The sequence below is a fragment of the Deinococcus planocerae genome, assembly GCF_002869765.1.
GTDB lineage: Bacteria > Deinococcota > Deinococci > Deinococcales > Deinococcaceae > Deinococcus > Deinococcus planocerae.
Genome location: NZ_PNOR01000007.1, coordinates 69,606 through 94,143 on the forward strand (window position 1 = coordinate 69,606; position 24,538 = coordinate 94,143).

A 24,538-nucleotide genomic window follows, 5' to 3' on the forward strand; every position below is an offset into this window, starting at 1 on the left:
TGCCCCCGTAGAATGCCCGCATGACTGCCTCCGTCCCCTCGCCCAACACGCTCGTCCTGATTGACGGGCACGCGCTGGCCTTCCGCTCGTACTTCGCGCTGCCGCCGCTGAGCAGCAGCCGGGGCGAGGCGACGCACGCGATCCTGGGCTTCTTGCGCTTCACCCTGCGGCTGGCGCGGCAGGCGACGAACCAGATCATCGTGGTCTTCGATCCCCCGGTCAAAACCTTCCGCCACGAGCAGTACGAGGGCTACAAGTCGGGCCGCGCCCAGACGCCCTCGGACCTGCCGGGGCAGATCAACCGCATCCGCGAGATCGTGGACGCGCTGGGCTTTCCCCGGCTGGAGGAGCCCGGCTTCGAGGCCGACGACGTGATCGCTTCTCTCACCCGCATGGCCGAGGGCAAGGGCTTTCAGGTGCGGATCGTGACCTCTGACCGCGACGCCTACCAACTGCTCGACGACCACGTGCGGGTGATCTCCAACGACTTCGCCCTGATCGGGCCGGGCGAGGTGCTGGACAAGTACGGCGTGACCGTGCGGCAGTGGGTGGACTACCGGGCGCTGACGGGAGACGCGAGCGACAACATTCCCGGCGCGAAGGGGATCGGGCCGAAGACGGCGGCCAAGCTCCTTCAGGAGTGCGGCGACCTCGACACCGTGCTTGCCCGCGCGAAGGACGGCACGTTGGAACCCAGGGGCACCCGCGAGAAGCTGCTCGCCTCGGAGTCGGACATCCTCTTCAGCCGCGACCTCTCGCGGATGGTGACCGACCTGCCGCTCGACGTGGAACTCGGCGCCCTGCGCGGCGCGGGCGACCCGGCGCGGCTCGAAGCCCTCCTCGACGAGCTGGAACTCGTGAGCGTGAAGCGCGAGCTGACGACCCTGGGGGCGCCGGAGCCCACCGAGCCCGACCCGGTGCCGCAGGGGCCCGCCGAGGAGATCGAGGTCGCCGAGTGGCGCACCCCCGGCGAGGGTGTGACCTGGGGCTTCGTGCTCTCGCGGGAGGACGACCTCACCGCCGACCTCCTCGCGGCGGCGACCTTCGACGGGCGGGTCGCGCGGGTGGCCCCGACCGAGGAGCGGCCCCGGGAGGCGGACGGGGCGGCGGCGTCGCTCGTCGCCGCGTCGCCGGGCGGCCTCCTGCTGGCCGGGGAGGAGGAGACCCAGCCCCTCACCAAGGCCGAGCAGAAGGCGGCGGACAAGGTGCGCAAGGCCGCCGAGAAGGCCGCGCAGAAGGTCGCCGCCCTCTTCCCCCCCACCGTCTCCGAAGCCGAGTTCGTGGGGCAGCGGGCCGTCACGGCGGCGGGCGCCAAGGCCCTCGCGGCGCACCTCAGCGTGCGGGGGACGACGGTGGAGCCGGGGGACGATCCCCTCCTCGTCGCCTACCTGCTCGACCCCGCGAACACGAACATGCCGGCGGTGGCCGAGCGGTACCTGAAGACCTCGTGGCCCGCCGAGGCCGCCGCCCGCGCCGTGATGACCCACCACCTCCTGCGCGACCTGCCCGCTCAACTCGACGAGCCCCGCCGCCGGCTGTACGAGGAGACGGAAAGGCCGCTCGCGGGCGTGCTGACCCGAATGGAGGTGCGCGGCGTCCGCCTCGACAGCGACTACATCCGGGGACTGGCGGGCGCGACGACCGCCCGGATAGGTGAGCTCGAGGCCGAAATCTACCGCCACGCGGGCCGGGAGTTCCCGATCCGCAGCCGCGACCAACTGGAGGCCGTGCTGTACGACGAACTCGGCCTCGCCTCGGGCAAGAAGACCAAGCTGACGGGCAAGCGTTCGACCGCCGTCTCCGCCCTCGAACCCCTGCGAGGCGAGCACCCGATCATCCCCGCCCTGCTCGAATACCGCGAGTTGGAGAAGCTGCGGGGCACGTACCTCGATCCGCTCCCGAACCTCGTCAACCCGCGCACCGGGCGGCTGCACACCACCTTCGCGCAGACGGCGGTGGCGACGGGGCGCCTGAGCAGCCTCAACCCCAACCTCCAGAACATCCCCATCCGCTCGGAGCTGGGCCGCGAGATTCGCAAGGGCTTCATCGCGGACGAGGGCTACGTGCTCCTGAGCGCCGACTACTCGCAGATCGAGCTGCGGCTCCTCGCGCACATCGCGGGCGACCAACTGATGCAGCAGGCGTTCCAGGAGGGGGCGGACATCCACCGCCGCACCGCCGCGCAGGTGCTCGGGCTGGAGGAGACGACGGTCAGCGCCCAGCAGCGCCGCGCCGCGAAGACGGTGAACTTCGGCGTGCTGTACGGCATGAGCGCGCACCGCCTGAGCAACGACCTCGGCATCTCGTACGCGGAGGCGGCGAGCTTCATCGACATCTACTTCTCGACCTACCCGGGCATCCGCGGTTACATCGAGCGCACGCTCGCTTTCGGGCGCGAGCACGGCTACGTCGAGACCCTCTACGGGCGGCGCCGCTACGTCCCCGAGCTGACGGCCACCAACCGCAACGTGCGCGAGGCCGGGGAGCGGCTGGCGTACAACATGCCCATCCAGGGGACCGCCGCCGACATCATCAAATTCGCGATGGTGCGGCTCGACCGGGAACTCGAAGCCCTCGGTGCCCGCCTCCTCCTGCAAGTGCACGACGAACTGCTGATCGAGGTGCCGGAAGGCCGGGTGGACGAGACGAGCCGGCTCACCCGCGAGGTGATGGAGGGGGCGGCGAGTCTCAGCGTGCCCCTCGCGGTGGAGGTCGGGGTGGGGCCGAACTGGTACGACACGAAGTAAGAGACCTCCTGCGGGGGTCGCGGAAGGCAAAAGGCGAAAGGCCGACCGGGGGTGCCCTCTGCTCTCGACCTGCGGCCTTCCTTCAGCCTCGCTTCACACGGGGAGGGGACGTACCTTCGGGCGCGCCGGGGTCGGGTCTTCTGGGCGCCGGAGGGTTACCCATGACGATGAACAGCCAGCTCGAAGAAACGCTCGCCCTGCTCTCGGGGGGCGCGGAGAATATCGACCCCAACCTCGCCGTGACCCACCTGCGCTCGTGGCAGGCGTCGCTGGGCGACCACCCCAAGGGCGGGATGCTCGCCGCGCAGCTCGGCAAGGTCGCCGAACTCCTGCAAGCCGGGCAGTACACCGAAGCCGCCGCCTCGCTTCCCCCGATGGGCGCCGAGGTCGAGACCCTGGCCCGCACCGCCCCCGACGACCTGCGCGACACGCTGATGCGCCTCGCCGAGGTGCTGCACCTCTCGGACGGCGGGCTGGACGCCTGAGTCAACCCGAACTTGGGGCGCGCCTGGGATCAACCCCGGGCGCCCTTTCCTGTTGGACCCTGTGGGCGGCCTGGGCCCTTCCGGGGGTAGGCTCCGGCATGACGATCAAGGCCCTGTTCTGGGACATCGGCGGCGTGCTGCTCACGAACGGGTGGGACCGCGAGCAGCGGGCGGACGTGGTGGCCCGCTTCGGTCTGGACGCGCAGGACTTCTCGGAGCGGCACAAGCTGGCCGTGCCGGAACTGGAGCGGGGCCGCATGACCCTGGCGGAGTACCTGGAGCAGGTGGTCTTCCACACGCCGCGTTCCTTCACCCTGGAAGACTTCCGCGCCGCGATGGAGGCCGAGAGCCTCCCGCGTGAGGAGCCGCTGGCCCTGGCCCGCGAGCTGGGGGGGCGGCACCGCATGTACTCGCTGAACAACGAGGGCCGCGACCTGAACGAGCACCGCATCCGCACCTACGGGCTGGGCGAGTTCCTGCTCGCCTTTTTCACCTCCTGCTACCTCGGCCTGCTCAAGCCCAACCCGGCGATGTACCGCCTGGCCCTGAGTCTCGCCCAGGTGCGCCCGGACGAAGCCGTCATGATCGACGACCGCCCGCAGAACGTGGAGGCGGCCCGCTCGGTGGGGATGCACGCCGTGCGCTACGAGGACGCCGCCCAGCTCCGGGAGGAACTGTCGGCGCTCGGGGTGAGGTGACGCGGAGCAGGGGTTAGACCTTCACGAACTCCTGCACGCCGAGCACGAACATCACCGCGCCGCCGACCGCCACCTCCACGGGGTCGGCGACCAGCCCCTCGCCCTGCTCGCCCATCGGGACGCTGGGGGTCACGAGGCGGGTGCGGGTGCGGCAGGTCCGCTGCACGTGCCGCTTGAGTTCGGCGAGGCGCTCGTCGGACACCCCGATCATCAGGGTGGTGTTGCCCTCCCGCAGGAAGCCCCCCGTGCTCGCCAGCTTCGTGACCTCGAAGGCGTTTTCGGACAGCACACGCACGAGGGCGGCGGCGTCGGCATCCTGGATCACGGCGAGAACCAGCTTCATGAAGCGCAGCATAACAAGCAAAACGGCCTCCGGGGCGGGAGGCCGCGGGGCAGGCGGGTCAGGGGCTTACGCGACCTGCTTCTTCTTGCCAGTCACCGGGGCACCCTGCTCCTGGCCGAGTGCTTGCGTCTCCTTGAGGCGGAAGATCACCAGGCTGCCCACGAAGGTGCAGGTGATCATGCCGTGCGCGTTGAGGAGAGAGAGGGCCCTCATCACGTCCTCGCGGCTCATCCGGAGCTGCTCGCTCATGTACAGGGCGGAGTCGGCGCGGCCCTCGAGATAGTCGCGCACCCGCTTGGCGTCCGCGGTGAGCGGCGTGGCGGGCACGTCGGCGAGGCCGGGGTCGGCGAGCCCGTACACGGCGCGGGTCCCGGTGCCGGGCAGGCGGCGTACCCGGCCCTGGTCGAGCAGGCTGGCGAGCGCGGCGCGCAGGTGCGACAGGGCCAGCCCCGTCGTCTTGGCGAGTTCGGTCTCGACCCACTCGGGCTTGCTCTCCAGCGCCTTCAAGACGAGCTTCTCGTTCGCCCGGCGAGTCTCTTGCAGATCTTCGAGGGTGGGGGGGTTGAACATGCGCTATCCTCCGACAAAACCAGAGCAAAACACCTGTGCTTCACCCTGGCGTGGTTGTTGATGATGAACCGAGTTCAACTGCGCCCAGAAGCGCAACTTTCCTATTGTGACAGAAGTTCGTGCCCTTTGCATGAGACCCGGGCGAGTCGGTCGAGGAGGTCACGCCGGGCCCAGGCTCCCGGCGACGAGCGGTGGCGCATCGTAAGCGGTCACGCGGGGCAGCACCGTGACCCGGCGCCCCCTGTGAAGCTCTCGTCAGCTTGGGCGGGGCCGCTGCGCAGGGCGGTCGGCGTCGCCCGCGTATGCTGCGAACCGGACGCGGGGCAAGGGCGGGACCCGGCGGCAGAGCCTCGGCGGGACGGAAGGGGGAAAACAGGAGCGTGCTCGAGATCAAGAACCTGAGCAAGACCTACGGGGGGCACCCGGCCCTCTCGGACGTGACCCTGCGCGCCGGGGAGGGCGAGGTCTTCGGCCTGCTGGGCCCGAACGGGGCGGGCAAGACCACCCTGCTGCGGGTCGTCGCCACGCTGCTCGCCCCCACCTCGGGCACGGTGCGGGTGGCGGGACACGACACGCGGCGCGAGCCCGAGGCGGTCAGGCGCTCGGTCGGCGTGGTGAACGGCGGCATGGGCCTGCCCGCCCGCCTGACCGGGCGCGAGGTGCTGCGCTCCTTCGCGGGGCTGTACGGGCTGGGCCGGGCTCAGGCCGACGCGCGGATCGAGGAGCTGGACGGGGCGCTGGAGCTGGGCCGAACGCTCGACACCCGGGCGGGCGACTACTCGACCGGCATGGCGCAGAAGGTGGTGATCGCCCGCGCCGTCATCCATGATCCCCCGGTCCTGATCCTCGACGAGGCGGCGAGCGGGCTCGACATCTTCGCGCGGCGGGCCCTGCTCGACTTCGTGCTCGCGGCGCGGCGCCCGGGCAGGCTCACCCTCTACTCCACCCACGTCATGAGCGAGGCCGAGGAGGTCTGCGACCGGGTGGCGATCCTCCACCGGGGCGAGGTGGTCACCGTCGGGCCGGTCGCCGGGATCTTGAGCCGCACCGGGGAACGCACCCTGGAGCGGGCCTTTTTCGCCCTCGTGCGGGAACAGGCCGGGGCGCGGGAAGCGGAGGTCGTCCGTGCGCCCTGAGTTCGTGTGGCGGGTGGCCTCGCGCGACCTGCTCTCCACCCTGCGCGACCGCCGGGCCCTGGTGGGCAGCGTCCTGATCCCGCTGCTGCTCATCCCGCTCTTCACGCTCGGGCTGCCCCTGCTGCTGGGCCGCTTCGTGGGCGGGCAGGCGCAGGAACGGCAGCGGGTGGGGGTGGTCGGCACCCTCCCCGCCCCCCTGAGACAGGCCCTCACGCGGGACGAGCGGGGCCCGGACGGCGCCGTCACGCGCGCCGGGGTCCGGCTCGTGCCCGTGACCGAGCCGCGGGCTGCCGTGGCGTCGGGCGAGGTGGACGCGGCGCTGCGGGTCGCCTCTCCCCTGCCCGCCCGCGCGGGGGACGGCACGGGGCGGCTGGAGGTCTACGCGAGGCTCGGGAACCTGCGCGCCCAGACCGGGGCCTACGCCAAGGTGCAGGACGTGGTGGAGGGGTACAACCGCGGGCTCGCCGTGGATCGCCTCGCCGCGCTGGGGCTGGGGGCGGGGACCCTGACCCCCGTGACGCTCGCCCCCATCGACGCCAGCCCAGAGGGGGAGCGGCGGGGCGGGCAGCTCGCCTTCCTGATTCCGCTGCTGATGCTCAACTTCATCCTGACGGGGGCGACGGCGACGGCCCTCGACGCCACGGCGGGCGAGAAGGAGCGCGGCACCCTGGAGAGCCTGCTCGTCTCGCCGGTGCGCCGCTCGGAGGTCGTCGCGGGCAAACTCCTCGCCACCACCGTCACGGCGCTCACGACGGCGTGTTTCAGCGTGCTGGGCTTTCTCCTGACCGGGGTGGTGGCGGGCGTGGCCCTCTCCCGGGGCGGGACCTCCGACGAGATCGCGCGGAGTCTCGGCGGGCAACTCACCCTGAGCCCCGGAAGCGCCCTCGCCCTGCTCGCCACGGTGCTCAGCGCGGCCCTCTTGATCAGCGCCGTCCTGATCGCCCTGAGCATCTACGCGCGGGGCTACAAGGAGGCGCAGACGTACGTGACGCCCCTCTCGCTCGCCATCGTTTTTCCCGCCGTGCTGCTGCAATTCAGCGACTTCCTGACGCCGGGGAGCGGCCTCTACGCCCTGCCCCTCTTCGGGAGCATGCTCGCCATCCTCGACACGGTGCGCGGCAACCTGAGCCCGGGGCACCTGCTCGCCGCCGTGGGGGCCAACCTGCTCGGCGCGCTCGTGCTCGGTTTGATCGCGTGGCGGTCCTTCGGACGGGAGGAGGTCATCTTCCGCACCTGAGCGGTGCGAGAAGCGGGCCCCCCCCGCCGTGGGGGGGGGCCCGCCTCGTCGCTCCGAAAGATCAGCGGCTGGAGTTCTTGGGATCGGTGGGGGTCGTGGGGTGCTGGGCGACGGGCGCCTCGTCCTGCCCCTCCAGCGCGGCGACACCCGTCTCGTGGGGGCGGGACTCCAGGGGGTTGATGCTGACCGTCTCCTTGCTGACCGAATCGACCAGGATGTCGAGCACGTTGCCCTCGCGGGCGAGCTGCACGGCCTTGTTCGTCACGATCTCGCCGACGTTGAGGATGATCGTGTCGTCGGGGGCGAGGATCACGCGGGTCACCGGGCGGCCCAGCGCGTCGCGGATCTTTTGCTCCTGCTGCTGTTCCTGGCGCTCCTCCAGGGCCTGGCCGACGTCCTCGCGCTTCTCGCCGAACCACGACCGCGCGCGTTCGAGCAGGTTGCTCGCGCCCTCGCTGACGCTGGCGACGCCGCCCGACAGCGCCGCGCCCGCCGCCGGGGCCACCGCGCCCGTCCGGCTGCCGGTCGCGTTGATCAGGGCCGACTCCACCCCGAAGCTGCGGGCCCGCTCGGCGACCGCCGGGGTCACGATCTGGCCCTGCACCGCGACCAGGCTGCCGCTCGGGGCGCGCACGTCGGTCTTCACGCGGCGGCCCACCGTGGCCTCCAGGGGGTCCATCTGCGCCTGCACGGGCTGGGACTGGGCGTCGGTGTCGCTCTGCGCGCGCAGGCCCTGCATTCCTTCCTGCAAGGCCCCGCCCGTCGCGGCGGCGAGCAGCGCGGGGAGCACCCCGGCCTGCTCGGCCCGCTGAACCTGGAACTCGGTGATCGTCGCGCCCCTATGCACGATGACTTCCTGCACCCCGTCGGCGAGGTTGGCCACCACGTCGGTCGAGGCCGTCTTGCCCACGATGAACCCGCGCTGGCGTTCGGTGGAGGCGCTGCGCAGCTCCTCGACGCTGCCCTGCACCCGCTCCTTGGCCGTGTCGTACGCCCCGGAGAGCGCCCCACCCGTCACGCTCGTCAGCAGCGCGGTGAGCTTGCCCGCCGAGTCGGCCCGCTCGACCTGCTCGTGGGTGATGGTCTCACCCTGGCGAACGAGCACCGTGCCGTCGTCGAGGGTCAGGTCGCCCCCGGCGGTCTTGCCGACGAGGAACTCCTTCTGGCGCTCCTTGGTGGCCTCGGCGATGTTGCCGTACCCCTGCTTGACGCTCTCGGCGGCGCTCTGGTAGGCCCCCTTGAGGCCGCCCGGCTCCTGCTCCTGCATCGAGGTCGCCACGCTGATGGGCACGATGGCCGCGTCCTCGCCGATCTGCACGTGCTCGGGCGCGGGCACGAAGGTCCGCCCGCTGGAGAGGTCGCTGAAGATGCCGCCCGTCGCCTCGTAGCCCTCGACCCGGCCCGAGTGCTCGTCGAAGAACACGTCGGCGATCTTGCCGAGGTTCTGGCCGTCGGTCGTGAGCAGCGTCATTCCGACGAGGCTCACCTTGGAGTCGAGCACCTCGGCGAGCCGCCCGTCCTCGCGGGTCGTGGTCACCGAGTGCGAGCTGTCCACCATGATGGCGTCCTCGCCCACGCTGCGGATCGCCTCGAAGGGCACGACCTTCGCCGCGCGGAAAAAGCCGCCCTCGTCGACGAGGATGCCGAGCACCTGGTTGGCCTGGTGGTCGAACACGAGGTCACGCACCGTCTCCAGCCGCTCGCCGCTGTCGATGGCGATCACGGGACGTCCGAGCAGTTCTTTACCTTTGATCATGAATGAGCTCCGTTTCGGGTGAGCGCTGGGGTGACCCGCTTCAGAAGCCGAGGTTCAGGATGCCCTGCGGCTTGAGATACAGGAAATAGGCGAGCAGAAAAAGAACGATCAGAATCAAGATGATCATGAGGGCGGTTCTGCCGCCGCCGCCACCAGTTCCTTGCAGTCGGGCCATGTGTCGATCCTCCGAGGAAAAGTCTAAAAACACCGCCCCCACAATGTGATTTTCGGGGCTCACCCCGGGTTGACTGAACCTTACGCCAGCCTTAAGGCAGCCCCGCGGCCTAGACTCCGCCCATGCCCGCTCCCGCGCCCGGTTTGCCCCACCTGCGGGCCGCCCCGCCCCACTCCCCGCACGAGCGCCCCCTCGCGGAGCTGCCGCTCACCGTCCTCGTGGGAGTGACGGGCGTGGGCAAGAGCACCGCGCTCGCCGCCCTGATGGAGGCCGACCCGGGCGCGCGGGTGCTGCCCGACCGCCGCGAGCTCACCGACCACGTGGTGATCCTGCCGCTGGCGGGCGGCCCCGTGGGCGACCGCGCCGAGAGATTCCGCCTCACCGCCCTCTACCGCGAGCGGCACCCCGGCGGCATGGCACACGCGCTGGGGACGCTGAGCGCGGACACCCGGCACTGGGGAAAGCGTCCCCTCTTCGACGGCCTGCGCGGGCTGGAGGAGGTGCGGCACGCCGCCGAGCACTTCCCGAGGTGGCGCTTCGTGGCCCTGAACGCCCCCGACCCCGTGCGGGTGCGGCGGCTGTTGGGCCGCGCGGACGCCTTCGACCGGGTGGCGGGCTCCGGGGCGGGGGCCGACCTGCGCGCCAGCCTCGCCGCCCTGCCCGGCGCGGGGGCGGTGTTCACGCCCGCCGAATTTGGTGGCCTCGCCGCGCTCGCGGAGGAGGGCCACGCCCCGGCGGACATCCTGGCCAAGGTGCGGATCGTGGTGACCGAGAGAGCGCACTACGACCCGGACGCGGCGAGCGCTTTCCTGCGGACGCTGCCGCCCTCCCACGCCCTGATCCTCGACACGGTGGCCCTCACCCCCGCGCAGGTGGCGCAGGCCGTCCGGGCGTGGGTGTGAGCGCCCCCGCCGTCACCCGGGTGGAGGGCCTGCCCTACCGCCTGCCCCTGAAAGGAACGCTCGCCTGGGGGGCGCACAGCACGCTCAGCGCCGCCGAACATGTCCTCGTGCGCGTGACGCTCGACGACGGCACGGTGGGCGTGGCGGAGGCCCCCCCGCGCCCGACGATCTACGGGGAGACCCCGGAGAGTGTGCTCGCCATCCTGCGCCTCCTCGAACCCGCGCTGCGGGGGGTGAGCATCGACGACGAGGCGGCCCTGAACCGGGTGCGGGGCCGCGTGGCGAACAACCACACGGCGCGCGGGGCGCTCGACATGGCCCTGTGGGACGCGCGGGCGCGGGCGCGGGGCGGGAGTCTGTTCGACCTTCTCCCCGGCCCCAGGAGCCGGGTGCGGGTGAGCTTCATCCTGGGGATCGCCCCCCCCGCCGAGATGCTCGCGGAGGCGGAGCGCGTGGTGGGCGCGGGCGTGCGCTGCCTGAAGGTGAAGGTGGGGCGCGACCACGCCCGCGACCTGGAGGTGATTCGGGAGCTGCGCCGCACCTTCGGGGAAGAGGTGGAGCTCTACGCCGACAGCAATGAGACGCTGACCCCGGAGACCGCCCCCGCCGCCCTCGCCGCCATGCGGGACGCGGGCCTGTCTTACGTGGAGGAGCCGCTCCCCGTCCGCGACCTGAGGGCCCGCGCCGAGCTGCGCGCCCGGGGACTCCTCCCCATCGTCGCCGACGACAGTTGCCTGACGCCCGCCGACCTCACGCGGGAACTCGACTTCGACACCTTCGACATCCTGAACGTGAAGACGGCCCGCAACGGCTTCACCGACGGCCTCGCCATGCTGCGGGCGGCGGCCCGGCGCGGCAAACGCGGCATGGTCGGTTCTCAGGCGAGCACCGGCCTGGGCACCCTGCACGCCGCCCTGCTCTCCACGCAGGCCGAGGTCACCGAGCCCTGCGAGCTGAGCTTCGTCCTCAAGCTGGGAGACGACCTGCTCAACCTCCCGCTCACGTTCCGGGACGGGTGGCTCGACGTGGCCTCGCTGCGGGAGCACGCCCTCAACCCCGCCCAGGTCGAGCGGTACCGGCTCTAGCGCCGCCCTTTGTCAGACTTCTGTCAGAGCCAGGCGTGACCCGTCTAGGTACATCTCGCCTTTTTTGCCAGTTTCAGGCAGCATGAAGTATGGGTCAAGACATTCTTAATGCGCTCGTCCTGCCGCTTCTGTTCAGCATGGGGGCCGGTACCTATGCCTACCTGCGCTTTCCGGAGCGCCGACCGCGCGTGCTGCTGAGCCTGATCCTCTTTCAGCTCGTGGGCGCCTACGGACACGCGACGCAGCCGGGCGCGGCGCTGTTCGGTTTGCTCGTGGTGCACGGCCTGGTCGTCTTCGCGCTGCTGCTCCACGGGTTGCAAACCCCGCGGGGCGAACTCGCGCCCGAGCGGGTGCGGCGCGACTAGACGGGGCTAGGGAAAGGCGAGCGGTGGACCGGGAAGAACCCCAGTCCACCACTCGCTTTCTCGGACCTCCCGACTCAGCGCAGGGCGGCGCTCACAGCGGCCTGGGCGTCGAGGAGGGGCAGGCCGCCCGAGGCGTTGGCGCTCCCGACGAGCAGGGCGCGCGTCTGCGGGGCGGTGAGGTCGGGGTTCGCCGCGCGCACCAGGGCCGCCACGCCGCTGACGAGGGGCGCGGCGTCGCTCGTGCCCGCGCTCAGGCCGTAGGCGCTGCCGGGCGAGAGGACGAGGAGGTCCTGGTCGCGGGTGGCGCCCGGGCAAAAGCCGCTGGCCGCCCCACCCGGCGCGACGAGATCGAGCGGGCGCGTCTGCGAGGCGGTGGGCCGCTCGCTGTAGCAGGCCAGCGTCCGGTCGCTCGCCCCGACCGCCCCCACCGCGATCACGTTCGGGTTGCTCGCCGGGTAGTACACGCCCTGGTACCCCCCGACGCCGGGCGTGTTGCCCGCCGCCGCGACGAGCACTGCCGTCCTCGCCGCGTTGTTCAGGGCCGTCTCCAGCGCCTTGTCCCCCGGGTTGCCGGGCGTGCCCAGGCTCAGGTTGATGACCTTGGCCCCCTGCGCCACCGCGTAGTTGATCCCCTGCGCGATGGCGCTCGTCGAGCCGCCGTCCGCCCCGAGCACCTTGACGGGGAGCAGGTTGCGCCCGCTCCAGGTCACGCCCGCCAGGCCCACGCCGTTGTTCGTGGCCGCGCCGATCAGCCCCACGCTCGCCGTGCCGTGCCCGAGCAGGTCCACGGTGGCTGAGCTCTCCCCGCTCACAAAACTCCGGCCACCCAGGAGCCGCCCCTGGAGGTCGCGGTGGCCGCCGTCCGCGCCCGTGTCGAGCACCGCCGTCAGCGCCCCCCCCGGCGTCTTGCCGCAGGCGCCCAGCACGTCCCACGCGCCCGACGCCCGGATGCGGGTGAGGTAAGTCTGGGAGACGTTCGTGAAACCGAGGTCGACTCCCCCGTTGCCGGGGTAGCCGGGGTCATCCGGCGTGGCGAGGGACCTGTAGAGGAAGTCCGGCTGCACGCGCGCCCCCGCCGCCGCCAGCCGCCCGGCGAAGGCCCGGTCCGTCTCACCCGCCGGGGTGAGCGCCAGGGTGAGGCCCTCCGTCACCCGCTGGGTCCGCACGGTCGAGAGGAGGCCCAGGCTTTGCGCGCCCAGGGTGCCGTCCGTATTCAGCACGAGCACCCGGCCCGGCACGTGGGGCGCCGTCCAGTCGGGGGCGGGCACGGTCGTCGGGAGGACGCTGGCCGCCGTCACGCTCGCCGGGAGGGCCGCACCGGCACTCACTGTCTGGGCGCACACGTCCGTCCCGCCGCCTCCCGGCGGGTCCCCCGTTCCCCCGCAAGACGCGAGGGCCACGGCGACGGTCAGGGCCAGCAGGGGCAGGGCGGGTTTCATCCGTCCGTGATAGCCCATTTCCCTGACGCCAGACTGAGGGCCACCCCGCACAGCCCTCACCCAGGGGAGACGGCGGGGCCGCCGCGTACCATAGCCGCATGAGCGACCTGGCCCTTCGCAAGATCAGCGAGGAGGAATACCTCCGCACGGAGGAACTCAGCCCTTACAGGCGGGAGTACATCGACGGCTTCGTCTCTGCTCTCCACGGCGAGGACACGCCGAACGCGCAGGCGGGCGCGACGAGCAGGCACGGGCTGATCTGCATGAACATCGGCTCGGCGCTGCACCGAATCGCCCTGCGGCAGGGCTGCCGCCTGTATCAGAGCGACATGCGCGTGCGGATTTCGCAGCCTCGCTTCACGCGGTATTACTCTCCCGACCTGGTCCTGACCTGCGACCCGGTGGACGACGACGCCACCTTCCTCGCCTCGCCGTGCCTCGTCGCGGAAGTCCTGAGCCCCAGCACCCGCGACCTGGACCGCCGCGAGAAACTGTTCGCCTACACCGCCCTCCCCAGCGTGCAAGGGTACCTGCTGGTCGATACGGCCACCCGCGCCGCCCGCCTCTACGTCAGGAACGGCGAAGCCTGGGACGAGCAGTACGCGGAGGAGGGGGAGTTGAGGTTGCCGTGTCTGGACGTTCCCCTGGTCCTCTCCGACATCTACGAGGGGATCAACCTCTGACTTGTCGCGGGTCAGGGTTGTGGAGGACGGCGTGCGGCTGCCCTGCCTGGACGTGGAGCTGAGGCTGGACGAGGTGTATGAGGGGGGAGGGCTGTAGGCATCACAGGTTGGCTTGCTCGGCAGCTAGGAAGAGCATGGCGCGTCTAAACTGAGGCATGGCCGACCCCGCCTTTCGTACCGTCAGTGTCGAGGAATATCTTCGGCTGGAACGCGACAACCCGACCCGTCACGAGTACATCGACGGCTTCGTGTACGCGCAGGCGGGAGCCAGCCGAACGCACAACCTTATCGCGGGCAACATCCACGTCGCCCTGCATCCCGTGGCGAGGGGCGCAGGATGTTTCGTCTATCAGAGTGACATGAAAGTGCGCGTCACGCCGACCCGCTATCACTACCCCGACGTGGTGGTGAGTTGCGCCAGGGACTCGGACGACGAGTACACCGAGACCGCGCCCTGCCTGATTGTGGAAGTGATGAGCGCCAGCACACGATCAGAGGATCAGGTCTACAAGGCAGAACGTTACCGGGAACTGCCCACGCTGCGGGGCTACCTGATGGTGGACAGCCAGAGCCGCGCCGCCGCCCTCTACCGCCGCACCGACGAGGGGTGGGTGTTGGAAGTGATTGAGAAGGCTGTCCAGCTCCCCTGCCTGGAGATGGAGTTGAGCCTCGCCACGATCTATGAGGGTGTTCGGCTTTGAGCTGGCGACCTTTGACAAGGGATGTGTGGCGAACACTTGATCGAGTTGATAGGCGGCTGATCAAGTGCGTTTGAAACGCATCTGGAGAAGCGTTCTGACCCCCCGTCGATACAGCACGTGTCGACACCGTTAACATGGCAAGTTATGACATCTTCGCGTGGCTGAACCGGGATAACCTGGATGATCACACGGGCTATCTTATTGGCTTCCTCACAACCGAGCAGGTCGTCGCACTCGGGCCAACCCTGCTCAAGGTAGAACAAGCACACGGCGTTACGCTCCCCTTCATCGGGAACGCACGACTCACGAGGGCGCAGGTTCGTGCCGCGTTGGAGGCAGCCCTCTCGACTCTTCGTATCGCCGTGGACCTCCACGTAGGGATTCTGTGGGCCACACCATGAGATTGAGACGATAACCGGACACTCCCTCTCTTCGGGGAGCAAGAAGGCCCCTGCCATTCCTGAGCAGGGGCCTTTCCCTTTCCTGAAGTCCTTGACCTTACGCCTGCGCGCCCGCCTCCTGCGCGCTGCGGGCCAGAATGCCGCGCAACACGGTCTGGAGGATGCCGCCGTTCTTGTAGTAGTCGATCTCGACCGGCGTGTCGATGCGGCACTGGACGGTGATGTCGCGGCTCACGCCGTCCTTTGTCACCCGCAGGGTTACGTCCTGGCGGGGCTTGAGGTCAGCGGGCAGGATCACGTCGAAGGTCTCGTCGCCGTTGATCCCCAGCGAGTCGGCGGTCTCGCCGTTCTTGTACTGGAGGGGCAGCACGCCCATGCCGACGAGGTTGGAGCGGTGGATGCGCTCGAAGCTCTCGGCGACGACGGCCTTCACGCCCAGCAGGAAGGTGCCCTTGGCGGCCCAGTCGCGGCTGGAGCCCATGCCGTAGTCCTTGCCCGCGAAGACGACCAGGGGAATGTTATGCGCCTTGTAGTTCACCGAGGCGTCGTAGATCGAGGAAACCTGACCGGTCGTGAAGTCGGTCGTGAAGCCGCCCTCGGTACCGGGCGCGAGCTGGTTCTTGAGGCGGATGTTGGCGAAGGTCCCGCGCGTCATGATGCGGTCGTTCCCGCGCCGCGAGCCGTAGGAGTTGAAGTCCTTGGGTTGAATGCCGCGCTCCAGCAGGTACTTGCCCGCCGGGGTGTCGGCCTTGAAGGAGCCCGCCGGGCTGATGTGGTCGGTCGTCACCGAGTCGCCGACCTTCACGAGCGCGCGCGCCCCCTCGATGGAGCTGACCGTCTCGCTCGGCCCGCCCCCCAGGGTCTCGAAGAAGGGCGGGTTCTGGATGTAGGTGGACTCGGGGTTCCAGTCGTAGAGGTCGCCGCCCGTGACGGGGATCGCGTTCCACTGGGCGTTGCTCTGCTCGATGCCGTCGTACACCCGCTTGAACATCTCGGCGTTGATCGCCTGATCCATGATCCGCTGGATTTCGGCGTTGCTCGGCCACAGGTCGCGCAGGTACACGGGCTGCCCGTCGCCGTCGGTGGCGATGGGCTCGTTGATGATGTCGTTCACGACCGTCCCGGCGAGGGCGTAGGCCACGACCAGGGGCGGCGAGGCGAGGTAGTTCGCCCGGATGTGCGGGTTCACGCGGCCCTCGAAGTTGCGGTTGCCCGAGAGGACCGAGGCCACCACGAGGTCCCCCTCCTGGATCGCCTGCACCACGGGCTCGGGCAGCGGACCCGAGTTGCCGATGCAGGTCATGCAGCCGTATCCGACCGTGTTGAAGCCGATCTGGTCGAGGTAGCTCTGAAGGCCCGAGGTCTCCAGGTACTCGGTCACGACGCGCGAGCCGGGGGCGAGGCTGGTCTTGACCCACGCCTTGGGCTTCAGGCCGCGCTCGACCGCCTTCTTAGCGACGAGGCCCGCCGCGATCAGGACGCTGGGGTTGCTCGTGTTCGTGCAGGAGGTGATCGAGGCGAGGGTCACCGCGCCCTGGCCGATTCGGATGTCGGTGCCGCCGATGGTGCCCTGGGCGTCCAGCTTGTCGCTGCTCAGCTCGAAGCCGCGCTGCTTGATGGGGGCGGTGAGCGCCTCGTTGAAGACCGTGTGCATGTCGCCCAGGTCCACCCGGTCCTGGGGACGCTTGGGCCCGGCGAGGCTCGGCACGATGGTGCTGAGGTCGAGTTCGATGGTGTCGGTGAAGACGGGATCGGGCGTCTCGTCGGTGCGGAACATGCCCTGGGCCTTGTAGTACTGCTCGACGAGTTCGATCTCGTCCTCCAGGCGGCCCGTGCGGCGCAGGTAGCGCAGCGCCTCGTCGTCCACCGGGAAAAAGCCCATCGTGGCGCCGTACTCGGGGGCCATGTTGGCGATGGTCGCCCGGTCGGGCAGGGTCATGTTGCTCAGGCCCGCCCCGTAGAACTCGACGAACTTGCCCACCACACCCTTCTCGCGCAGCATCTGGGTCACGCGCAGGGCGAGGTCGGTGGCCGTCGCCCCCTCCGGCAGCGCCCCCGTGAGCTTGAAGCCGATCACTTCCGGCATCAGCATGTAGATGGGCTGGCCGAGCATCACGGCTTCCGCCTCGATGCCGCCCACGCCCCAGCCCACGATCCCGAGGCCGTTGATCATCGTGGTGTGCGAGTCGGTGCCCACCAGCGAGTCGGGGTACACGACGGCGCCGTCGTCCTCGGGGCGGCTCTGAACGCCCTTGGCGAGGTATTCGAGGTTGACCTGGTGGATGATGCCCGAGGCGGGGGGCACGACGCCGAAGTTGTCGAAGGCCTGCTGGCCCCAGCGGAGGAACTCGTATCTCTCGCGGTTGCGCTCGAACTCCAGCGCCATGTTGTTGGCCAGCGCAAAGTCGGTGCCGAACTCGTCCACCTGCACCGAGTGGTCAATGACGAGGTCGACCGGGATCAGCGGGTTGATCTTCTTGGGGTCGCCGCCCAGAGACACCATCGCCGTGCGCATGGCCGCGAGGTCCACGACGGCGGGCACGCCCGTGAAGTCCTGGAGGATCACGCGGGCGGGCTTAAAGGGAATCTCGACTTCCTCGTTGACGGGCTTCCAGTTCGCCACGGCGTGCACGTCCTCCTCGCGCACGTCGTAGTTGTTGGCCTCGCGCAACACGCTTTCGAGCAGCACCTTCACGGAAAAGGGCAGCTTGCTCACGTCGTGCCCGAGGTCCTGCAACCGGTCGAGGCGGTAGTAATAAAGCGGTTGCCCGGCCTTGGTGGTGAGCGTCTCGCGCGCACCGAACAGGTTCATCGCCATCTCTGGTCTCCTCCTTGCCCGCTGGCGGGGCAGCCCACAGGGGTGGGATTGGTGCCTTCATCATAAGCGAAGGCCCGCTGAGCGCCTCCCGTTACCCTCACAGGCACGCTGTCACCACTTGAAGGACAACAAAGGCACGGTTGGTGAGAGGGAGGCGACGTCCAGCTCAGCTTGAGCCGCCCTTGACCCTCTGCACGGGCCGGGGGAGGGCGGAGTACGCTGGTCGGGCTTCACCCCCTTCACCTCCGTCCCGCAGGAGCGCCGACCATCCGGTTCTGCGCCCGCCACAGAGCCCCCACATCCCCTCGAGGGAAAGGAGACGCACATGGACGACCGCAAGAACGGCGATACGAGCGCAGCGGGAGCACAGGAGAATGTCGGTCTGCGGGAGGTGACCGACAACCCCAATTGGGACACGGGCGGCGAGAAGAGCACGGGAGACGCCATCCAGGACGGTATCTACCAGCATGTCAGCGACGAGAACGCGGGGGCGGGCTCGGACGTGCCCGTCAACCAGCGGGCGTCGAGCGACGACCAGATGCGGCCCAGCGCCCCGGCGGGCGGGATGACAACGGCCTCCCAGAGCTACGGCGGCTACAGCGAGGGCCAACCCGCGAGCGGGGCCGCGGCCAATCCCGAGAAGACGGTAGACGGGGAACAGGGAAGCTGAGGCGGGGGCAGGGTGAGAAGGTGGGCCCCGCTTCGCTTGCGTTGTAGGAGGGGGTTCGGGAACAGCGTCACCTGCCCTGCTGAGCGGGCCTGGCGCGGCATCCCATCTGCCCCCGGCGCCAGGCCCGCTTACCCCCTCTCCTGCGGAGCTCGACAAATCCCGGCCTCCCCCCTCAAGGGGACGGGTCGATAAGTGCCCCTCAACCCGGAAACTCGATCAACACGTGCTCCGCGCTGAAGCCCGGCCCCATCGCGCTCAGAAGGGCCTTCCCCTGCGGGCCACTGCGCAGGGTCTCTTCCAGCACGAACAGGACGGTCACGCTGCTCATGTTGCCGTGGCGGCACAGGACGCGGCGGCTGGTGTTCAGGGCACCCTCGGGCAACTCCAGCGCGTCCTCGTAGGCGGAGAGGACTTTCACGCCGCCCGGGTGGACGACGAAGGTCTCCACCTCCTCCCGCGTCCAGCCGTGGGCGGCGAGGGCCCCGGCCACGTTCTGGGCCATCATCGAGTGGACGAGGGTGGGGATGTCGCGGGAGAAGCGGACCTTGAGGCCGTCGTCCACCACGTCCCAGCCCATGATGTCCTCGGAGTCCTCGATCAGGGTGGAGTAGCCGCCGTGGAGGCTGAGCAAGGGGGCCGGGCCGGGCACGTCGGGCGCGGTGACGACGAGGGCCGCGCCGCCGTCCGCGAAGAGGGCCGTGCCCACGAAGTTGCTCCCCGACTCGTCGCCCTTCACCAGGGTCAGGCTGCACAGCTCGACGGCTACGTACAGCACGCGCCGGTATCCCGCGCGCACGAGATCGGCGGCCCGCGCGAGCCCCGCCGCTCCCCCCGCGCAGCCCAGGCCCCACACGGGCAGGCGCGCGGCGTGGCGGTTGAGGCCAAGCGCCTCGATCAGGGAGGCGTCGAGGCTGGGGGTGCTCAGGCCGCTGGTGTTCACGACGACCACGGCGTCCACGTCGCCCGGGGCAATCTCCGCCCGCTCCAGCGCCTCGCGGGCCAGCCGCAGGGTCAGGGCGCGGGCCTCCTCGACGAAGACGGCGTTCTTCTCCCCGAAGCCGCGCGGCTCCAGGTACCACTCCAGGGGGCGGGAGAGGGCGCGAAACTTGATCTGGGCGTTGTCGAACACGTCGAGCATGTGGGGGCGGGCCGCCATGCGCGGGAAGAGGGTCCGGGCCGCCTCCCGGATGTCCGACTGCGGGACGCGGTAGGGCGGCAGCCCGGTGACGAGCGAGCGCAAGGCGGGGAGGGCAGGCATGGTGGGCATTTTCTCGTCTGCATACCGAGGCCCCGCCGTACCAAAAGCACGGTTGTCCTCCACCGGGAGAGGGGAAAACCCCGATCAACAGCTCATCTTCCGTCAGAGTGCGGAGGCGGAGGCAGGCCCGCCTGCCCTCCCTCCGCCTCCCCGCTCAGGCCGCTCAGCGCCGCCGCTTGCTCTCCCACTCCTGACGGCCCACCTCGTCGAGGCTGCGGAAGTCCTCGTCGGAGAGTTGGAGCCCGGCGGCGGCCACGTTCTCCTCGAGGTGCTTGACCTTCCCCGTGCCGGGAATGGGAAGCATGACCGGGCTGCGCCTCAGGACCCAGGCGAGCGCGACCTGCGACGGCGTGGCGCCCAGGCGACGCGACACCTCGTCGAGGACGCTGCCCTCGCGGGTCAGGCCGCCCGCCGCGAGGGGATACCACGGGATGAAGCCGATGCCCTCGCGCTCGCAGTGGTCGAGGACGTCCTCGCTCTTGCGGTTCACGAGGTTGTAGAGGTTCTGCACGGTGGCGACGGGGAAGACCTGCCGGGCGGCCTCGATCTCCTCGACGCTGACCTCGCTCAGCCCGGCGAAGCGGATGACGCCCTCGTCGATCAGCTCGCGGATGGCGGCGAACTGCTCGTCGCGCGGGACTTTGGAGTCGATGCGGTGCAGTTGCCACAAGTCGATGCGCTCGACGCCCAGGCGGCGGCGCGAGAGGTACGCCTGCTGCTTGAGGTACTCGGGGCGGCCCACCGGAATCCACACGTCGGGACCCGTTCGGGTGAGCCCACCCTTGGTGGCGACCACCACCGTGTCGTAGGGGGACAGGGCCTCGCGGATGAGTTCCTCGCTGACCGCCGGGCCGTACGAGTCGGCGGTGTCGATGAAGTTCACCCCGAGGTCAGGCAGGCGGCGCAGGGTGGCGAGGGCCCCCTCGCGGTCGGCGGGGTCACCCCAGATCCCTTCGCCCGTGATCCGCATGGCCCCGAAGCCCAGGCGGTTGACCTCCAGCTCTCCCCCGATGCGGAACGTGCCGCTCTGCGCGGCGCCCACTTCCAGTGTCGTCATGGTTCTTTCCCTCCACCGGGCATTGTGGGGGAAGGGGCGTGAAAAGGCGGTGCAGAGGACGGCGGTCAGGGGTAGACCGTTCGTTAACGTGCCCCGGCGTGGGGGACAGGCCGGTAGGCCAGGTGACGGACGCTGGCCGGACGGCACCTCCCCTGCCCTGGGTCATGCCCAAGCTGCGCGACCCGTACCCGGAAGACCACGCGCCGCTCGCCGCCCTGCTGGGCGAGCACTGGCGGGAATTCACCTCGCCGGAGGACTTCGCCCGGAGCCTGGAGAACCGGGCCCCGGAGTCGCGGGTGCTGCACCGCGTCCTCGCAGGGGCAGGCGGCGAAGTGCTGGGCTATGGGCGGGCCATCCACCACCCCTGGCAGAGCGCGGGGACCTTCGAGGGGCTGGTCCTGGTCCACCCAGGGGCACACGGGCGCGGCCTGGGACAACTCCTCGCCGACGAGGTGTGGACCTTCGCGCGGCGGCACGGGGCCACCCGCCTGCGGGCGTTCCTGCACGACGACCCGGCCTCGCTGGCTTTTGCGCGGAGGTGGGGCTTCACCGTGACGCACCACGCCTTCGTCTCGCGGCTGGACGTGACCACCTTCGACGAGGCGCCCTTCGTGTCCGCGCTGGAGCGGGCGCACGTCTCCGGGCTCCGCTTCACCACCCTGGCGCGGGAGGGGATGACCGAGCAGAGCAAGCGGGCGCTGTACGCCCTCAACCGGGCCGCGGGGCTGGACGTGCCGGACAGTGGCGGCACCTTTCCACCCTACGAGCACTTCGACCGGCAGGTTTTCCGGGCGTCGTGGTTCGATCCCTCGGGCCAGATTCTGGCGGTGGACGGCGGGCGGTACGTGGGGCTCGGCGCCCTGGGCGTCAACGCCGGAAGCGGGGTGGGCGAGAACGCCTTCACGGGCGTGGACCGGGCCTACCGGGGGCGCGGGCTCGCCACCGCGCCGAAGCTGCTCGTCGTCCGGGAAGCCCGGCGGCGCGGGGTACGACTCCTCGAGACGGGCAACGACAGCCGCAACGCGCCGATCCTGAGGGTCAACCGCCGCTTCGGCTACGTGCCGCTGCCGGGCTGGTTCACGGTGGAGGCGCCGCTCTGACGCCCCTTCCCTAGCCCTCCCCCTCCGGCACCTCGCACGTCTCGCGGAAGACGAACTGCCCGAGCCGCTTGCGGTGGCGGCTGCTCCAGTCGATGGAGGGCCGCTTTTCGTCCTCCGGAAGGTAGCCGAGGCGGTAGACGGCCATGAGTTCGAGCCCCCCCGGCACCCGCAACAGGTCCCGGATCGCCCGCCACTGCCGGGGAATCTCCATCGGCGTGGAGACGAATTGCAGGCCCATCCCGATCTCCCCGACCGCGTTCCAGATGTTTTCCATCGCCGCACCGAGGCCGAAGACGGAGTAGAAGCCGCTGAGCTCCCCGGGCCGGTACTCCGCCTTGTCGAGCAGGGCGGCGAGGAGCAGGGGACTGCCCTCCACCAGCCGCCGGTTGTCCTCGCCGAGTTTTTTCGGCACGCCGAGCTGGCGCATGACCCGGAGCCCCGCGTCGGAGAAGACCTGACGGGTGAAGGGGCGCAGGGGACCGGGCAGGTGGTCGATGTGGATGCCGTCGCGCTTTTGCTCCAGCTCGGCTTCCGAGAAGCGGAAGTAGCGGCGGTAACGCTCGAAGAAGACGCCCGCCTCGATGAGTTCGGTCATGCTCTCGCCCGAGATGCGCGCGACCTCGCCGATGGTGCCCTTGTCCTCGATGAGCACGAAGCGCCACGGCTGGCTGTTGAAGTGGCTGGGGGCGGCCTGCGCGACCCGCATCAGGAGGTGCTGGTGCTCGCGGCTGACCGGATCAGGCCGGAAGGGGCCGTTCGTGGTCCGGCGGGCGAGCATCCCCTCGATCAGCCCGGCGGCGGGCACCCTGGGAGGGGACGGGGTGACGGGCGGGACGGTCATGCCCGCAGGCTAGCGCGGCGGTCCGGGGCGGCGTGCCCCGCGCTCACCACGCCCCCCACAGCCCCGCCCCGAAGGCCGCCGCACACCCGAGCGCCAGCCGCCAGTGTCCCGCCCGCCCGGGCCGGGTGCGCGGCATCAGCAGCAAGAGGGCCAGCGCGGGCAGCAGGGCAAGGCCGCGCCCGCCCGCGAGCACCCCCGACACGCCGACCCCCGCGCACACCGCGAAGAAGAGGGCGTGGTGGACCCAGCGGGCCGTCAGCCGCCAGCGCCCGAGTTGCAGGCCCAGCCCCAGCGTCAGGAGCCCGCCCATGAGGGCGGCGGTCAGGAGGAGAGCGAGGCGGTGCGGGTCCACTTGTCCCATGCTCGCACAGCTCTCCCCAGGCTACCCTGGCGGCGATGAAGTTCGCGCGCCCGTCTGCCGCCTTCCTTGCCCTGGCCGCCCTGCTCGGCGGGGGACTCTCGGGGTGCCGCTCGGAGACGCGGGGGGGCGCCGGGGAGGACCTGACCGCGCGGGTGCTGTTCACGGTCAACGGCACCTACGACGCCCAGGCCGACCGGCGCGAGCGGGTGGGCGGCGGGCTGCGGCGCATCACCTGGACCTCGCGCCCGCCGCTCCCCGCCCGCGCGGTGATCGTCCGCTTCGACGGCAACGTCCGCTCCCTGTCGTGGGAGCTGGAGGTCGAGGGCCCCGAGTTCAGCGCCCGCAGCCTCGCGGGGGAGGGGGCCGCCACCGTCTCCACCCCGCAGGGCGAGGGGCTCAGGCCCCGGGGAGGCCGCCTCGCCGAGGTGCTGATCCTCCGCACGCCGGGGGGCCTGCGCCTCGTGACGCGCGGCTTCGTGATCCGGGAGGAACCGTCGCTGCTGCCCGCCTTTGAAGAGAAGCGATGAAGGTTGAGGAGCAGCGGGGCCCGTGACTCCTCATCGCCCGTTCCTCACGACTCCACGCGGTTTCTTCCCGACCGCTTGGCTGCGTACAGGGCCTGATCGGCGCGGGCGAGCAGGGCGTCCGCCGTGTCGTCCGGGGGACGAAAGGAGGCCACGCCCAGGCTGGCGGTGACGGGGAGGCCCGCGACGGGGGAGGCGGCGACGGCCTGGCGCAGCCGCTCGGCGAGGGCGTGCGCCTCGGGCTTGGCGAGGCCGGGCAGCAGGATCAGGAACTCCTCGCCGCCCCAGCGGCCCACCAGCCCCCCACTGCCGCGCACGGTGCGGCGCAACCGCTTGGCGACCCCGCGCAGCACCTCGTCGCCCGCCGGGTGGCCGTAGCGGTCGTTGACGGCCTTGAAGTGGTCGATGTCGCACATCACGGCGCTCAGGGGGGTGCGGGTCTCCAGGGCGTGGCGCAGCCGGTCGAGAAGCTCCTCCTCGGTGGCGGCGCGGCACAGCACCCGCGTCAGGCCGTCGAAGCGGGCCGCCTGGAGCTGGGCGCTCGCCTGCTCGTGCAGGGCGAGGTTGGCCTCGATGAGGCGGGCGGCGACGAACGACACCCCCGCCAGGGCCGCCGTGGCGAGGCCCCCCGACACCCACGCGGCCAGGAGCCCCGGGGAGAGGGGCGGCCCCTCCAGCAGCACGAGGCCCAGCCCCGCGAGGACCGTCAGGACCGCCGCGCCGCCCCACGCCGAGCCCAGCAGCAGGGGCGCGACTCCGGCCAGCGCCGCCGCCCAGAGGGTCAGCTCGGCGGGCTGGAGCCCCAGCGAGACCATCCGCCACGCCTCCAGCCACAGCAGGGGCGTCAACAGCACGAAGGCCCCCACCCCCACCCGGCGGATGTGCCGGGGAGCCAGCGCCGCGCCGAGCAGGGTCAGCACGAACACGCCCGCCATCCAGAATTTCGGCGTCTGGTACGCTGCCGGAAAGGCGCCCGGCGGGTCGAGCAGGGCCGTGACGGCGGCGAACAGCAGGTAGGCTCCGCCCAGCAGCCACAGCGCCCACTGGCGGCTGCGGTGCAGCGCGGGGCGGAGGGGGGAGGCGAGGCGGCGCGTCAGCATGGTCTCGCCCCGCAGGGTAGGCGCCCCCGTCTGACCGTTCCCTTGCAGCCTGACCGGGAGGTCACCTCCGAACATGAAGACGCCGC

At 70.7% G+C, this 24,538-nt stretch carries 24 protein-coding genes; 13 read left to right on the forward strand and 11 right to left on the reverse strand.

What is annotated here, in order from left to right; all coding sequences use genetic code 11:
• Positions 1-20: 20 nt before the first annotated feature.
• From polA to A7B18_RS05585, 3 genes are all read left to right on the forward strand, one after another.
• A complete protein-coding gene (polA, locus tag A7B18_RS05575; RefSeq protein WP_102125699.1) occupies positions 21-2,747 on the forward strand; it encodes a DNA polymerase I in 2,727 nt (908 codons plus the stop codon).
• Between the two features lie 161 nt (positions 2,748-2,908).
• Complete coding sequence (locus A7B18_RS05580) at positions 2,909-3,232, forward strand: hypothetical protein (RefSeq protein WP_102125700.1); 324 nt, start codon at positions 2,909-2,911, stop codon at positions 3,230-3,232.
• A gap of 98 nt (positions 3,233-3,330) precedes the next feature.
• Positions 3,331-3,930, forward strand: coding sequence for an HAD family hydrolase (locus A7B18_RS05585; RefSeq protein ID WP_102125701.1), 600 nt, complete (start codon positions 3,331-3,333; stop codon positions 3,928-3,930).
• 13 nt (positions 3,931-3,943) lie between these two features.
• Here A7B18_RS05585 and A7B18_RS05590 read toward each other — a convergent pair whose 3' ends face one another.
• Positions 3,944-4,273 carry a cyclic-di-AMP receptor gene (locus A7B18_RS05590; RefSeq protein WP_102125769.1) on the reverse strand — a complete coding sequence of 110 codons (330 nt, stop codon included), beginning with the start codon at positions 4,271-4,273 and terminating at the stop codon, positions 3,944-3,946.
• Between the two features lie 66 nt (positions 4,274-4,339).
• Positions 4,340-4,843, reverse strand: coding sequence for a transcription initiation factor IIE subunit alpha family protein (locus A7B18_RS05595; RefSeq protein WP_102125702.1), 504 nt, complete (start codon positions 4,841-4,843; stop codon positions 4,340-4,342).
• Between the two features lie 380 nt (positions 4,844-5,223).
• Between A7B18_RS05595 and A7B18_RS05600 the strand changes: the two genes are divergently transcribed.
• On the forward strand, positions 5,224-5,979 hold the full coding sequence (locus tag A7B18_RS05600) for an ABC transporter ATP-binding protein (RefSeq protein WP_102125703.1): 756 nt from the start codon (positions 5,224-5,226) through the stop codon (positions 5,977-5,979).
• Entirely contained in the window at positions 5,969-7,216 is a 1,248-nt protein-coding gene (locus A7B18_RS05605) for an ABC transporter permease (RefSeq protein WP_102125704.1), read from the forward strand. The genes A7B18_RS05600 and A7B18_RS05605 overlap by 11 nt, the downstream gene beginning before the upstream one ends.
• A 61-nt stretch (positions 7,217-7,277) precedes the next feature.
• On the opposite strand, the gene A7B18_RS05610 is transcribed toward A7B18_RS05605, so the two are convergent.
• Positions 7,278-8,972, reverse strand: a complete 1,695-nt coding sequence (locus tag A7B18_RS05610; RefSeq protein WP_102125705.1) for a PRC-barrel domain-containing protein — start codon at positions 8,970-8,972, stop codon at positions 7,278-7,280.
• A gap of 40 nt (positions 8,973-9,012) precedes the next feature.
• Positions 9,013-9,147 carry a hypothetical protein gene (locus A7B18_RS22830; protein WP_281260145.1) on the reverse strand — a complete coding sequence of 45 codons (135 nt, stop codon included), beginning with the start codon at positions 9,145-9,147 and terminating at the stop codon, positions 9,013-9,015.
• A gap of 122 nt (positions 9,148-9,269) precedes the next feature.
• Here A7B18_RS22830 and A7B18_RS05615 point away from each other — a divergent pair, with 122 nt between their 5' ends.
• The 3 genes from A7B18_RS05615 (at position 9,270) to A7B18_RS05625 (ending at position 11,499) form a co-directional block, all read left to right on the forward strand.
• Positions 9,270-10,049, forward strand: coding sequence for a DEAD/DEAH box helicase family protein (locus tag A7B18_RS05615; RefSeq protein WP_102125706.1), 780 nt, complete (start codon positions 9,270-9,272; stop codon positions 10,047-10,049).
• The gene (locus tag A7B18_RS05620; protein ID WP_102125707.1) at positions 10,046-11,134 is read left to right on the forward strand and encodes an enolase C-terminal domain-like protein; all 1,089 of its coding nucleotides are present in this window, start codon (positions 10,046-10,048) and stop codon (positions 11,132-11,134) included. Before A7B18_RS05615 ends, A7B18_RS05620 begins: the two co-directional genes overlap by 4 nt.
• An 89-nt stretch (positions 11,135-11,223) precedes the next feature.
• Complete coding sequence (locus A7B18_RS05625) at positions 11,224-11,499, forward strand: hypothetical protein (RefSeq protein WP_102125708.1); 276 nt, start codon at positions 11,224-11,226, stop codon at positions 11,497-11,499.
• Between the two features lie 74 nt (positions 11,500-11,573).
• Here the strand turns inward: A7B18_RS05625 and A7B18_RS05630 are convergent, their stop codons facing one another.
• Positions 11,574-12,938, reverse strand: coding sequence for a S8 family serine peptidase (locus A7B18_RS05630; RefSeq protein WP_102125709.1), 1,365 nt, complete (start codon positions 12,936-12,938; stop codon positions 11,574-11,576).
• Positions 12,939-13,036: 98 nt separating this feature from the next.
• Between A7B18_RS05630 and A7B18_RS05635 the strand changes: the two genes are divergently transcribed.
• Positions 13,037-13,621, forward strand: a complete 585-nt coding sequence (locus A7B18_RS05635) for a Uma2 family endonuclease (protein WP_102125710.1) — start codon at positions 13,037-13,039, stop codon at positions 13,619-13,621.
• Between the two features lie 155 nt (positions 13,622-13,776).
• Entirely contained in the window at positions 13,777-14,322 is a 546-nt protein-coding gene (locus A7B18_RS05640) for a Uma2 family endonuclease (protein ID WP_102125711.1), read from the forward strand.
• A gap of 498 nt (positions 14,323-14,820) precedes the next feature.
• Here A7B18_RS05640 and acnA read toward each other — a convergent pair whose 3' ends face one another.
• Positions 14,821-17,541: an aconitate hydratase AcnA gene (gene acnA / locus A7B18_RS05645; protein WP_102125712.1), complete on the reverse strand. Its 2,721-nt coding sequence runs from the start codon at positions 17,539-17,541 to the stop codon at positions 14,821-14,823.
• A 325-nt stretch (positions 17,542-17,866) separates the two neighbouring features.
• Here acnA and A7B18_RS05650 point away from each other — a divergent pair, with 325 nt between their 5' ends.
• Positions 17,867-18,211, forward strand: a complete 345-nt coding sequence (locus tag A7B18_RS05650; protein ID WP_102125713.1) for a hypothetical protein — start codon at positions 17,867-17,869, stop codon at positions 18,209-18,211.
• 199 nt (positions 18,212-18,410) lie between these two features.
• Here A7B18_RS05650 and A7B18_RS05655 read toward each other — a convergent pair whose 3' ends face one another.
• A complete protein-coding gene (locus A7B18_RS05655; RefSeq protein ID WP_102125714.1) occupies positions 18,411-19,478 on the reverse strand; it encodes a type III polyketide synthase in 1,068 nt (355 codons plus the stop codon).
• A gap of 154 nt (positions 19,479-19,632) precedes the next feature.
• On the reverse strand, positions 19,633-20,526 hold the full coding sequence (locus A7B18_RS05660) for an aldo/keto reductase (RefSeq protein ID WP_102125715.1): 894 nt from the start codon (positions 20,524-20,526) through the stop codon (positions 19,633-19,635).
• A 164-nt stretch (positions 20,527-20,690) separates the two neighbouring features.
• Between A7B18_RS05660 and A7B18_RS05665 the strand changes: the two genes are divergently transcribed.
• Complete coding sequence (locus tag A7B18_RS05665) at positions 20,691-21,626, forward strand: GNAT family N-acetyltransferase (RefSeq protein ID WP_102125716.1); 936 nt, start codon at positions 20,691-20,693, stop codon at positions 21,624-21,626.
• A 10-nt stretch (positions 21,627-21,636) separates the two neighbouring features.
• On the opposite strand, the gene A7B18_RS05670 is transcribed toward A7B18_RS05665, so the two are convergent.
• Both A7B18_RS05670 and A7B18_RS05675 read right to left on the reverse strand, forming a co-directional pair.
• Positions 21,637-22,467 (reverse strand): nitroreductase family protein, encoded by an 831-nt coding sequence (locus A7B18_RS05670; RefSeq protein WP_102125717.1) that lies wholly within the window; start codon positions 22,465-22,467, stop codon positions 21,637-21,639.
• A 43-nt stretch (positions 22,468-22,510) separates the two neighbouring features.
• On the reverse strand, positions 22,511-22,828 hold the full coding sequence (locus tag A7B18_RS05675; protein WP_180970032.1) for a hypothetical protein: 318 nt from the start codon (positions 22,826-22,828) through the stop codon (positions 22,511-22,513).
• A gap of 35 nt (positions 22,829-22,863) precedes the next feature.
• Here A7B18_RS05675 and A7B18_RS05680 point away from each other — a divergent pair, with 35 nt between their 5' ends.
• Positions 22,864-23,355 (forward strand): hypothetical protein, encoded by a 492-nt coding sequence (locus A7B18_RS05680; RefSeq protein ID WP_102125719.1) that lies wholly within the window; start codon positions 22,864-22,866, stop codon positions 23,353-23,355.
• 44 nt (positions 23,356-23,399) lie between these two features.
• Here the strand turns inward: A7B18_RS05680 and A7B18_RS22835 are convergent, their stop codons facing one another.
• The gene (locus A7B18_RS22835) at positions 23,400-24,452 is read right to left on the reverse strand and encodes a GGDEF domain-containing protein (RefSeq protein WP_281260146.1); all 1,053 of its coding nucleotides are present in this window, start codon (positions 24,450-24,452) and stop codon (positions 23,400-23,402) included.
• Positions 24,453-24,538: the final 86 nt, after the last annotated feature.